The organism is Planococcus beigongshangi (genome assembly GCF_016820495.1).
Taxonomy (GTDB): Bacteria; Bacillota; Bacilli; order Bacillales_A; family Planococcaceae; genus Planococcus; species Planococcus beigongshangi.
In genome coordinates, this window is sequence record NZ_JADHDU010000002.1 from 542,708 (window position 1) to 555,405 (window position 12,698).

General features: G+C 46.9%; 11 protein-coding genes. 3 read left to right on the forward strand and 8 right to left on the reverse strand.

The genetic code is table 11. From position 1 onward, the window contains the following. Window positions 1-36: 36 nt before the first annotated feature. A complete protein-coding gene (gene acsA, locus IQ294_RS06775; protein ID WP_203333241.1) occupies window positions 37-1,755 on the reverse strand; it encodes an acetate--CoA ligase in 1,719 nt (572 codons plus the stop codon). A 170-nt stretch (window positions 1,756-1,925) separates the two neighbouring features. Between acsA and IQ294_RS06780 the strand changes: the two genes are divergently transcribed. Genes IQ294_RS06780 through IQ294_RS06790 form a run of 3 tightly spaced genes read left to right on the forward strand, consistent with a single transcriptional unit; the run spans window position 1,926 to window position 4,384 of the window. Continuing rightward, on the forward strand, window positions 1,926-2,558 hold the full coding sequence (locus IQ294_RS06780) for a GNAT family N-acetyltransferase (RefSeq protein WP_203333242.1): 633 nt from the start codon (window positions 1,926-1,928) through the stop codon (window positions 2,556-2,558). Between the two features lie 18 nt (window positions 2,559-2,576). Next, window positions 2,577-3,221: an acetoin utilization AcuB family protein gene (locus tag IQ294_RS06785; RefSeq protein WP_203333243.1), complete on the forward strand. Its 645-nt coding sequence runs from the start codon at window positions 2,577-2,579 to the stop codon at window positions 3,219-3,221. After that, entirely contained in the window at window positions 3,191-4,384 is a 1,194-nt protein-coding gene (locus tag IQ294_RS06790) for an acetoin utilization protein AcuC (protein ID WP_203333244.1), read from the forward strand. Before IQ294_RS06785 ends, IQ294_RS06790 begins: the two co-directional genes overlap by 31 nt. 167 nt (window positions 4,385-4,551) lie before the next feature. Here IQ294_RS06790 and ccpA read toward each other — a convergent pair whose 3' ends face one another. The 7 genes from ccpA to IQ294_RS06825 all read right to left on the reverse strand — a co-directional run bounded on the left by ccpA (window position 4,552) and on the right by IQ294_RS06825 (window position 12,692). Beyond that, the gene (gene ccpA, locus IQ294_RS06795; protein WP_203333245.1) at window positions 4,552-5,562 is read right to left on the reverse strand and encodes a catabolite control protein A; all 1,011 of its coding nucleotides are present in this window, start codon (window positions 5,560-5,562) and stop codon (window positions 4,552-4,554) included. A gap of 111 nt (window positions 5,563-5,673) precedes the next feature. Then, entirely contained in the window at window positions 5,674-6,759 is a 1,086-nt protein-coding gene (locus tag IQ294_RS06800; protein ID WP_203333246.1) for a bifunctional 3-deoxy-7-phosphoheptulonate synthase/chorismate mutase, read from the reverse strand. Between the two features lie 170 nt (window positions 6,760-6,929). Further along, on the reverse strand, window positions 6,930-7,259 hold the full coding sequence (gene ytxJ / locus IQ294_RS06805; RefSeq protein WP_203333247.1) for a bacillithiol system redox-active protein YtxJ: 330 nt from the start codon (window positions 7,257-7,259) through the stop codon (window positions 6,930-6,932). Between the two features lie 16 nt (window positions 7,260-7,275). After that, the gene (locus tag IQ294_RS06810; protein WP_203333248.1) at window positions 7,276-8,082 is read right to left on the reverse strand and encodes a YtxH domain-containing protein; all 807 of its coding nucleotides are present in this window, start codon (window positions 8,080-8,082) and stop codon (window positions 7,276-7,278) included. A 42-nt stretch (window positions 8,083-8,124) separates the two neighbouring features. After that, window positions 8,125-8,616 (reverse strand): DUF948 domain-containing protein, encoded by a 492-nt coding sequence (locus tag IQ294_RS06815; protein WP_203333249.1) that lies wholly within the window; start codon window positions 8,614-8,616, stop codon window positions 8,125-8,127. 137 nt (window positions 8,617-8,753) lie between these two features. Next, window positions 8,754-10,067 carry a UDP-N-acetylmuramate--L-alanine ligase gene (murC, locus tag IQ294_RS06820; RefSeq protein ID WP_203333250.1) on the reverse strand — a complete coding sequence of 438 codons (1,314 nt, stop codon included), beginning with the start codon at window positions 10,065-10,067 and terminating at the stop codon, window positions 8,754-8,756. A 138-nt stretch (window positions 10,068-10,205) separates the two neighbouring features. Then, the gene (locus tag IQ294_RS06825) at window positions 10,206-12,692 is read right to left on the reverse strand and encodes a DNA translocase FtsK (protein WP_203333251.1); all 2,487 of its coding nucleotides are present in this window, start codon (window positions 12,690-12,692) and stop codon (window positions 10,206-10,208) included. Between the last annotated feature and the right edge of the window lie 6 nt (window positions 12,693-12,698).

Below are 12,698 nucleotides of genomic sequence, written 5' to 3' on the forward strand. Positions count from 1 at the left end.
ATTTTGAAATGGTCCGGATCTTTTTTATTTATACGATTAATCTTCCATTGTCGAAAGGTCGCCTGCCGGCAGATCGAGTTCCCATGCTTTTAACACTCGGCGCATGATTTTACCGCTTCTCGTCTTCGGAAGTTTATCCTTGAATTCAATTTCTTTTGGTGCTGCATGTGCGGCCAGCCCTTTTTTGACAAATGTCTGGATATCCTGGACCAATTCATCCGATGGTTCGAAACCTTCATTCAGCGCAACAAATGCCTTGATGATTTCACCGCGGACAGGATCGGGTTTACCGATGACACCTGCTTCTGCGATGGCAGGATGCTCGAGTAATTTACTTTCGACCTCGAATGGACCGACGCGTTCGCCTGAAGTCATGATGACATCATCTACACGGCCCTGGAACCAGAAGTAGCCCTCTTCATCCATGTAAGCTGAATCTCCGGAAACATACCATTTATCTTTCAGGAAATAGGACTCGTATTTTTCAGGATTGTTCCAGATATGACGCATCATTGCCGGCCACCCTTTTTCAATCGCCAGGTTACCCATCTGATTGGCCTGAAGCTCATTGCCCTGATCGTCGACGATGGCCGCTTTGATACCAGGCATCGGTTTACCCATCGATCCCGGCTTTATTGCCAGGGATGGATAATTGCAAATGACCTGCGCCCCGGTTTCCGTCATCCACCATGTATCATGGATTCTGCGTTCGAATACCTGCGCCCCCCATCTGATGACTTCGGGATTCAGCGGTTCTCCGACAGAAACGACATGGCGCAATGTTGACAGGTCGTACTCTTTCACCAAAGCATCGCCTGCTCCCATCAGCATACGGAATGCAGTCGGCGCGCTGTACCAGATTGTGACGCCATAATCTTCAATGGCCTGATACCAGCCTTCCGGAGAAAAGCGGCCGCCGATGATGACCGTCGTGACACCGTTCAGCCAAGGTGAAAAAACGCCGTATGCTGTTCCGGTCACCCAGCCTGGATCCGCTGTACACCAATAGATGTCTTCCTCCTTGAAATCCAGGACCCACTGGCCGGTTTGGATCTGCTGGACCATGGCATATTGCGCATGCAGGACCCCTTTCGGTTTGCCTGTGGAACCGGAAGTATAATGAAGGACCAGACCATCTTCCTTGTCGAGCCATTCCACTTCAAATTTGTCTGAACTTGTTGGCAGATGTTTCATGACATCCACTGTGTGATCATCTTCTTCAATGTTTTCGCCGACCAGGTAAATCGTCTGCAGATTCGGCAGACGGTCGAAAGGTACACGTGATACAAGATCAGGGGTTGTGATGATGGCTTTGGCATCACTGTCATCCAATCTGTCATAAATCGCACCTTCCATGAACGCTTCAAAAAGCGGCCCCACAATCAGACCCATCTTCAATGCACCGAACATCATAAAATAAAGTTCCGGCGAGCGGGGCATAAAGATGAAGATACGATCTCCCTTCTCCAGGTCCGAATGTGCTTTCAATAGGTTCGCTGCCCGGTTAGTCATACGCTTCATCTCATAGAATGTGTAGGATTCTTTTCTGAACTGATCCATATAATAAAGAGCTATCTTATTTTTTCTGGAAGAATCTGCATGTCGGTCAATCGCTTCATGAGCCATATTGATTTTACCGGTTTCATACCAGCTGAATTGTTTCTCAACTTCTTTCCAGTCAAAATCAGCCGCCACCGCGTCATAATTATGTAAGTTAAAATCTCCTGGCACTGCTGGCATAGCTTCCACTTTCATCCAAATCATCCTTTCAATTCTAATATCTATTTTATTCTAACCCAGCGGCCAACCAAAAATCCAATTATTTTAACTTTTTAGATAATAGAGAGCGCTTTCAAAGTGATTGGCAATACCCTTCCCTTTTCATGTATAATGAACCTAATTGTAAATTTACAGGCGGTGAAATAATGGAGCACAAGAAAACATATAACGCTATGGAGTTAAAAACGAAACATGGAAGAATCGTTATTGAAGGACCGGTTCCATCAAGCGAACTCCGTACTCTCGACTTCCACGAAGATCTGGTTGCCTTCCGTCCTGCCAAACAACAGCATGAAGCTGTCATCGGAATTGCCGACTTACCGGAAGGGCGGATCCTCATTGCCCGCGATAAGAATATGATCGTCGGCTATGTCACTTTCCTCTATCCGGATCCGCTTGAACGCTGGTCTGAAGGGAATATGGAAAATCTGATAGAACTCGGTGCCATTGAAGTCATACCGAAATTCAGAGGCAGCGGCGTCGGTAAAGCACTGCTCAAAACCTCGATGATGGATGATGCTTTTGAAGATTTCATTGTCATCACGACTGAATATTATTGGCATTGGGATTTAAAAGGGACGGGCCTGAATGTATGGGAATACCGTAAAATAATGGAGAAGATGATGCAGGCTGGCGGTCTTGAATATTATGCAACCGATGAGCCTGAAATCAGCTCCCACCCTGCCAACTGCCTGATGGCAAAAATCGGCAGCAGGGTGGATCGTGAATCCATCCAAAAATTTGATCAGCTGCGCTTCAAACAGCGTTATATGTACTAATTAAAAGGGGTGAGCCTATTGCTATTGGAAGAGATTATGAAAACGGAAGTGCATGTATTGAATTCCCGGCAAACTGTGCAGGAGGTCCTGGATTTATTCGAAAAACAAAAAATCCGGCATGCCCCTGTTCTGGAGGAAGGCAAAGTCGTCGGCGTCGTGACAGACAGGGACCTGAAAGAAGCGCTGCCGTCCCGTTTCACAGAATCGCCAAAAGGTGCACCTTATCTGAAAACAGTCGATGAAATCATGACACCGAATCCTGTGACCGCCCATCCGATGGATTCAGTCGAAGAAATTGCCATGGTATTCTATGAACAGCAGATCGGCTGTCTTCCGATCGTAAGCGGCGGGAAACTGGTCGGCTTCATCACGGAAACCGATCTGCTGTATACTTTTATCGAGCTGACCGGGACACACCAGCCCGGCTCCCAGATCGAATTGCGCGTAAAGGACCGCTCCGGCGTCTTAATGCAGGTTTCTCAAATTTTCGCTCAGCATAATATCAATGTACTCAGCGTGCTGGTATACCCCGACCGGGAAAAGGAGGATTTCAAAATTCTCGTGTTCCGTGTTCAAACCATGAATCCTCTGGCACTCATTAATGACTTACGCAAAGAAGGTTTTGATGTCTTATGGCCAAAAATGCCGCAAATAAACGAATAGAACATGCCGTTTTTATCTACTCTGAAGATCAGCTGGGCTATAAATTTTCAGAGACCCATCCATTCAACCAGAAGCGCCTCGTGCTGACGGTTGATTTGCTGAGAAAAATGAATGCGCTTCCAGAAAATCTGGTCGTGCCTGCCAGAGTGGCAACAGATGAAGAATTATTATTGGCGCATGACCAGCGCTATATCGATATCGTCAAAAAAGCGAGCAATGGTGAGCTTAGTCCTGAAGTGGGTGAAAGTTATGGAATCGGCACTGAAGATACACCCATCTTCGAAAATATGCATGAAGCGAGTGCACGTCTTGTGGGCGGCACTTTAACCGCTGTCGATTATGTGATGGAAGGCAAGGCGCAGCATGCCCTGAATCTTGGCGGCGGACTCCATCACGGATTCCGTGGAAAGGCATCCGGATTTTGCATCTACAATGACAGTTCTGTTGCCATCAAATACCTGCAAAAAAAATACGGTGCCCGCGTTCTCTATATCGATACGGATGCCCATCACGGAGACGGGGTCCAGTGGTGCTTCTATGATGATCCGGATGTCTGCACTGTATCGATTCACGAAACTGGACGATACCTGTTCCCCGGCACCGGCAATATCAATGAACGCGGAAACGGCCAGGGTTACGGCACTTCCTTCAATTTTCCGATCGATGCTTTTACAGAGGACGAATCTTTCCTGGAAATTTACCGCACCGCCATGAAAGAGATCATGGAACATTTCAAACCCGATGTGATCCTTTCCCAAAACGGCGCAGATGCCCATTACCTTGATCCCTTGACCCACCTGTATGGCACCATGGATATTTACCGCGAAATCCCTAAAATCGCACATGAACTGGCGCATGAATATTGCGGAGGTAAATGGATTGCCGTCGGAGGCGGCGGCTATGATATCTGGCGCGTCGTACCTCGGGCATGGTCGCTGTTATGGATGGAAATGAGTGATTTTGCCCAGCCAACTGGCCCCCTTCCCGGGCAATGGCTTGAAAACTGGCAGCCTGAATCACCTGTCCCCTTGATCAAAACGTGGGATGATCCAAAAAATATGTACGAACCCATCCCGCGAAAAGAAGAAATCAATGAAAAAAACCAGCAGATGATGGATAAATCACTCTATATCATCCGCCATACGCAGAAGAATCTTTCCTGATATCAAAAGCTGCACCGGACGGAATCGCCGGTGCAGCTTTTTTGTGAAAGAAATATAGATAAGAAATCGATATTGCGCGTAAAAGCATCGCTGCACTGGCTTTGAGATATTAACAGACCTGCAGCGAAATGAGTGAAGAAAATGATATTTCTCCATAGCCTGAAAGCTTATTTATTCACTTCTGCATTTTTAGTGGATTGGCGTTCCTCGATACGATAAGGGAGAATGACCTGGTTCTGATCAATTTCTTCTTTATTCATATATTTCGTCAATAGACGCATGGAAACCGCTCCGATATCATACAGCGGCAAAGCCACTGAACTCAGCATCGGACGTGCCATACGCGCCAGCTTGGAGTTTTCATAGCTGATGATTTCGACATCTTCAGGAATCCGGAACCCTTCTTCTTCCACCTGGTGGATGACCCCGATCGACATTTCATCATTGCTGACGAAATAAGCCGTCGGTTTATAGGATTTCAGCTCTCTTACAGCCTCCATTCCTTCATCGTACGAATTATTGCATTCCACAACAAGTTCTGGCCTGAACTCGATCCCGGCAGCCTTCAAAGCTTCACGGTAGCCTTTCATCTTATAATCCCGGTTGATCTTGGAGCTTAACGGCCCAGAAATCAATGCGATCGTTGTATGACCATTATCAATCAACTTTTTAACAGCCTCGTAAGCGGCTTCGTAATAATCGATATTTACAGAAGCGATCTTGCCGGTTTCTTCAATAGAGCCGGCCAACACAATCGGAGTCGGCGATCTTTCCATTTCGAACAGCAACTCAGGGGAAATCACATCACTCATGAATACAATTCCATCCACCTGTTTGCCGAGCATCGTTTCAAGAAGCTGCAACTCCTTGTTTTCGTTCTGGTCCGAATTGGACAGGATGATATTATAGCGGTACATTGTCGCGATATCTTCGATGCCTCTGGCAAGTTCAGCATACGTGCTGTTTGAGATATCCGGAATGATGACACCTACTGTGGTGGTCTTTTTGCTTGCAAGACCCCGCGCTACCGCATTTGGGCGATACCCCAATTCTTCAATCACTTTCAATACTTTTTTCCTTGTGGCCGGTTTGACATTCTGGTTGCCGTTCACTACGCGTGAAACTGTCGCCATGGAAACGTTCGCTTCCCGTGCCACATCATAAATTGTTACGGTCATGTAAGCGCCCTCTTTCCCTTTTCTTCAATCATACGTTAAAAACTTTATGTATATCAACTAAAACAAAACAAAAGCCGGGTTTCCCCCCGGCTTTTTGACATTAAACTTTCATTAAACTTTCAATTCATACTGTTTCATGAACTTCATCAATAAATCATAGTATTCATCGAATTGCGGAAGGCTCATCTGCTGCTGGGCATCAGACAAGGCAACAGCCGGATCCGGGTGCACTTCTGCCATAACCCCATCGGCTCCGATGGCGATTGCCGCTTTGGCTGCCGGCAGCAATAGATCACGGCGTCCAGTAGAATGCGTCACATCTACGAATACCGGCAAATGCGTTTCCTGCTTCAAGATCGGCACAGCGGAAATGTCCAATGTGTTGCGCGTCGCTTTTTCATATGTGCGGATACCGCGTTCGCAAAGGATGATCTGACTGTTGCCGGATGCGATAATATACTCAGCCGCATTGATGAATTCCTCGATGGTGGCAGACATGCCTCGCTTCAACAGTACCGGCTTATTGATGCTTCCGACCGCTTTCAATAATTCGAAGTTTTGCATATTGCGCGCTCCGACTTGAACAACGTCGACATAATCAAGTGCTTCTTCAAGGTGGTGAGGTGTGACGATTTCTGAAACCACTGCCAGATTAAATTCATCTGCAGCGTTTTTCAGCATTTTCAAGCCTTCAAGACCAAGTCCCTGGAAATCGTATGGCGATGTGCGGGGTTTATAGGCTCCTCCGCGAATCATTTTAAGCCCTTTGGCGCCGATGGCTTCAGCAACTGTCGTAACTTGCTCCTGGGATTCAACAGCACATGGTCCGAAGATGAACGACGGTTCGCCCTGCCCGATTTTTTCGCCGTTGATATCGATGATTGTGTCTTCCGCTTTTTTCTTGCGGGATACAAGAAGCGCTTTGCGAGTATCTTCTTCCTGCATATCCAATGCGGATTTGAAGATTTCCTTGAATATATGATCAACCGTTTTTTGATCCAACGGCCCATTATTATTGTCTTTCAGGAGATTTAGCATATGGCGCTCGCGAAGAGGATCATATCTGTTCATACCCTGTTTTTCTTTAACTTTCCCAATTTCCTGTATAACGGAAGCTCTCTCGTTTATCAGGGATAGAATTTGCAGGTTTACTGCATCAACTTTTTCTCTTAGCTGTTCTAGATCCATCTTGCTCATTCAAATTTCCCCTCTCAATGATTCACCTGTTATTAGTGACTCATATTAACATGATAGGACTATTATATGCAAAGTATTCGGCAAAGTCACGCAAAAAGTTTTAGCGCTTCAACGCGCTAAAGTATTTAAGCATAAGAAAAGCCGGGGCACTGGGCTCCGGCTTGTTTTTATCAAGCAATAAATTCCTGCATTGATTTGCTTTTGATCTTATTGTGGGAGGCATGCCAGTCTACTTGCATATTCGCAAAATGCATGGCTTGCGGCGATTCATGTTTGATCTCAGTGATTTCCGCTATTTCCTTGGACAATTCCCGGTCTTCCTGGACTACCAGGTACAGGAACAGCTGATTGGGATGCAATGAACAATATTCATTGTATTCGTTCCAGGCAGCTGCTGACACGGGGCAGGTACTGCTGTGTTTGAAAAGCCAGAAGCTTTGTGTGTTTTCAACCGCTTTTTTCAAACTGTCCAGGTCCTGTACGCGTATAAGATTTTTCATTGTATCCGCTCCCAGATTATTTAGTCGAATTGTTTTTATTGCCGTGGGAATTGTTTTTGTTATTGCTGTTGCTGTTGCTGTTGCTGTTGCTGTTGCTGCTGTTGCTGCTGTTGCTGCTGTTGCTGTTGCTGCTGTTGTTCTTGTTTGAATTATTGTTTCCGGAATTGTTCTTATGGGACGTGTTCCCGGATTTATTGTCGTTGGAATTCGATCCTGAACCAGCAGATTTTTTATCTTCATTCACTTCTTCGACAGCTTCTTTCAGCGCATTGGCTGTTGAAGTGAAGGCATCTTCGCCTGCTGTTTCAGTTTCTTTATTGGATTCGTAGACACTGTTCTGGATCGTCGCATGCAACTCGATCGACTCTTCCCCTTCTGAGGATGCTGTGCCATCATCCATCGGTGAAGTTCCGCCTTTCATGCCTTTCACTTTATCCACAACTTTGGAAGACTGGTCTTTCAGCTGCTGTTTCAGACCGCCGCCTTCACTGTCAGATCCTGAGCCCTGTGTTTTCTCTTTCAATGAAGTGACTTGGGTATTCAGGTCTCCGCGGAATTCCTTGCCGGATTTCGGTGCAAGGAACAAAGCTGCAGCTGCCCCGATCACTACGCCGACAAGAGCTCCTGCCAGGAAGCTTCCCGAGCCTGATTCTTCCTCGTAATCATAAAGATCGTCATAGCGGCTGGACATGCCGTAGGATTGCGGCACGTAATCGCTTTGCTGATAGTTTTGTCCGGTATTCGAATAATAATCCCTGTTATATTGCGACTCATTGTAATTCGGTTTTTGGTTGTTGAAATCATTGTTATTGTTTCCAGTCATTTTACATTCCTCCATTATTTTAATAGTTTTTATTTGATTGTATTAATACTGGTCGTTGTGGGGAAGCTGCTTTTGTCCCGGTACCGGCTGGTATGATTCCGACTGCCGCGTGCTGTAGGCTTTACGCTCTTTCCATTTATCGCGGATCCCCATCGCCACGTTGCTCCATTGAACGACCTGCGCAATCTTCTCTTCGTTCTGTTCAGCTTGCGATGCAATGGACATGGTAATGCGTCTCACTGAAGCGTTCAGGTCTGTCACCGAATTCCCGACCCCTTTCACTGCATCCACGACACCATTGAGTTTCGTTGTTTTTTCTTGGATGTCTTCTGCGAGTTCATTCGTCTTGTGCAGCAGGTTGGTGGTTTCCAATGTTACCCCCTGCAGCTGATTTTCAAGTCCCGCAACTGTGCCGGAAACTTCTTTTAATGTGTTTTTCAACGAATTCAATGTCATTGCCAAAGCTACGCATAGAATTAAGAATCCGACTGCAGCCACGATAGCGGCTATGTACAACAGTATTTGCCAATCCATCATAATTCCTCCTTTTACTTTCTGGTCTATAGATTTTCTACCCTTGTCGAACTGAGCCTAAACTTAGTCCCACTAGAATACTTCTAGATAGCCTCACAAAAAACCTGCTAAAAAAGAAAAACAGTTTAACTCGAAAGTTAAACTGTTTCTTCTGACTTCAGCAGGTTCTCAAAAGCTTCTTTGAATTTCGTTACGTCTCCAGCTCCCATGAACAGGAATACGCCATTTTCATGGCTGGTTAATTGGGCCACATCTTCCACTTGCAGCGCTCGGCTGCCCGGCACTTTCTCTGCAAGGTCGCTGATTGTCATCGTTCCCGCTTCTTCGCGGGCAGAACCGAAAATATCACAGAGATACACCTGGTCAGCCTCAGTCAGGCAATCTGCGAACTCCTGGAGGAATGTCTGGGTGCGGGTAAATGTGTGCGGCTGGAAAATCGCAATCACTTCACGGTCAGGAAACTTCTGGCGTGCCGATTGCAGGGTCGCACGTATCTCGGTCGGATGGTGCGCATAATCGTCGATTAGGATGCGGTCACCGATATCCGTCTGCGTGAATCTCCGTTTTACGCCTTGGTAGCCAGTAAATTGCTGTTGAATGATATCTGCCGGGATATTTTCATAATGGCAAAGTGAAATGACGGCCAGCGCATTTAAAATCGTATGGTCGCCGAACATCGGAATCGTGAATGTCGCAAAAAACTCATTGCGGATCACAACATCGAACGTTGTGCCTTCTGTCGTCTTCACGATATTGCGGGCCTGAAAATCATTCTCTTCTCCGAAGCCGTAGTAGACCATCGGGACAGGCGACTGCAATTTCTGAAGATGTTCATCATCACCGCAAGCGATGATGCATTTTTTTACTTGCTGAGCCATTTCTTCAAATGCATTGAACACATCGTCGATTCCCGCAAAATAATCGGGATGGTCGAAATCGATATTCGTCATGATCGCATAATCCGGATGATAGGCAAGGAAATGACGGCGGTATTCACACGCTTCGACAACGAAGAAATGCGAATCCTCCATACCGTAGCCTGTTCCATCACCAATCAGGTAAGATACAGGTTTATAGCCATTCAGCACGTGAGCCATCAAGCCGGTGGTCGATGTCTTTCCATGAGCGCCAGTGATTGCGACGGAGACATATTGTTTCATCAGATCTCCAAGAAATTCATGGTAGCGGATGATGGTCGCGCCCAATTCCCTTGCGCGCACGAGTTCCGGATGCTCATCATTGAAAGCATTGCCGGCAACGATCGTCATCTCTGCAGAAATATTGTCAGGATCGAAAGGCAGGATGGAAATGCCTCTTTCACGCAGCCGTTCCTCTGTAAAAAAATACTTGGCGATATCCGAGCCCTGAACTTCCCTGCCCATATCGTGCATAATCTGCGCCAGCGGGCTCATCCCTGAGCCTTTAATGCCGGTAAAATGTAAAACTGTCATAAATGAACCTCCTGTGGAAGCTGTAAGTAGTCTATGGACACCTTATGGATGCAATAGCCGTTGTTCCAAACAATTACACAATTATATCATAATTTTATCAAACGGAAAGATAACCGACATTTTAGAATAATAGGACCCTTAATGGAAAACTTCAGAAATGTCTTCTTCTGTAATCAGTACAGAGCGGGCTTTACTGCCGTTCTGTTCGGATATGAAGCCATATTCCTCGATTAGATCCATCAATCGGGCGGCTCTGTTATAGCCGATGTGGAATTTCCGCTGCAACAGGGACGTGGACGCGCTTCCCTGCTGCATGATGAAGCGGCAGGCATCTTCAAATAATTCATCCTGCTCCGCTCCGGATCCCGCCTGTTTGATCAGTTCATCTTCTTTGAAGAAGTATTCAGGTTCACCTTGGCTGCGGACATGATCAATGATTTTTTCAATTTCTTCATCTGTCACGAAAGTTCCCTGGATGCGGCTTGGTGCTGACATGCCGTTTCCTAGATACAACATATCCCCTCTTCCAAGCAACCGTTCAGCTCCCTGAGAATCTAGGATGGTCCGGCTATCCACTTGTGAAGATACAGAAAACGCGATACGTGTCGGGATATTGGATTTTATCAAGCCGGTAATGACATCCACGGATGGCCGCTGCGTCGCAATGACCAGGTGGATACCGCATGCGCGCGCTTTCTGCGCAATCCGGCAAATCGCATCTTCGACATCTGACGGTGACATCATCATCAAATCTGCCAATTCATCGATAACGATTAAAATATACGGCAGATGCTGGGCATGATCGCCTTTTTCCTTCACCAACTTATTATAGCGGCTGATATCGCGTACGCCGGTATGCGCAAATAATTGATAGCGCCGTTCCATTTCCGACACCGCCCATTTCAATGAAGCTGTCGCTGCTTTTACGTCAGTAATAACAGGGCTCACAAGATGTGGAATATGGTTATACGGTGCCAGTTCAACCATTTTCGGATCGATCAGCAACAGTTTCAGATCACGCGGCGACGATTTGTACAGCAGGCTCACCAGGAGTGAATTGATGCATACCGATTTCCCCGATCCTGTCGCACCGGCAATTAAACCGTGCGGCATTTTCCTTAGATCGAGTGTGACCGGCTTACCGGTCAAATCGAGGCCAAGCGCCGCTTCCAACGGAGAATCCGAATCCAGGAATTGCGGACTTTCGAGCACTTCCGAAATTCTGACAGCTCTCGACGTCCTGTTCGGGATTTCGATGCCGATGGAACTTTTCCCTGGAATCGGAGCCTGGATACGAATATCTTTCGCTGCCAGCGCCAATTTAAGATCATCCGCCAGATTGCGGATTTTGCTCACTTTCACACCCTGGGCGACCGTCAGCTCAAATTGAGTGACAGCAGGCCCCTGAACGATGCTTAAAATAGTGGCTTGCACCTGGAAGTGGGACAGCGCTTCAATCAGGCGCTCGCCTTGTTCTTCCATCCACTCATCATCTTTTCGGTCATTTTCAGGCATCTGAAGAAAGCTGCTGTGCGGGTGCACATAGCTCAGGGATGCAGGCGTTTCAATCGGTTCAACCGGTTCTTCTGCCACTGGCAATGGTGCAGTCTTTTCTATAGTGGCAGGCTGATCCTGTTTAGGTATCGCTGAAGGTTCGGCTTTTTTAATCGGAGCCTGCTGTTTCATCTGAAAGGGCTGAAATTTATTGATCTTTTCCTTATCCGATTTCAGCATCAGCACATTAAACGGCACCGTTTTTTCCTTTTTTCTGATTGGAGCCGACTCTATTGCCGCCTGCGACGGTTGGCCGGTTTGCGGCAATTCATTATGTACCGGATTTTCTTCGATCATTTCTGGTTCAGGTTCCTCTTCGGAAAACGCCGGATCCGTTTCTACAGGAGATTCTTCCAGATCAGCTGACTTGGTTTCTTCTGCAACAGAGGAAATTTGGGTTTCTTCCCTTATTTCCGGTTCCGCCTCAACTGCATCCATTTGTTCGATCACCGGTTCCTGCTCCGTAATAACCGGGATCGTTTCGGTGACTTTCCCTGATTCCTGCTGAATTTGCTCAATCACCGCTGGAGCTTTTTCCGTTTCCGCCTTTTGGATTTCTGGCGGTGCGGGTTCAGGCTGCGGCAAAATCGCCCGTTGGAATTCTTCTTTCAGCTCTTTCTGTTCAAGAAGCTTTTCGATCCGTGCCGGTTTCCGCTCATTATATCCATGGATGGGAGAAGGGATCCTGGTCGGCTCAAAACGGTTTTTGACCGGCACTGGCCGGCTCTTCTCTTTTCGTTCGGCCGGTTTGGATGGGCGTTCCCTTAAATGCTGCGTTGCCTGACGGACCGGCCGCTTTACAGGGACCGGTTCCGGGTGAAACTCCCTCCGCTCATTCTGAGCAGGACGAAGCGGCCGACGGACCAGTTCTTCCCTGACTTCTGCCATGGTCACTTTCTCGCCGTTCTGCTCCCGCTTAAGAAAAATCTCCCTTTCTTCATCAGTGATGACTGGAAAGCGGAAAGGGACATTTCTGTTTGCAGATTCGACGGGCGCTTCATATTCCGGTTCCACTTCTTCTTCACGTTCGTCCGCGAACATCCGATTCCATAAATTTTTAACCCAACTCATGTTAAA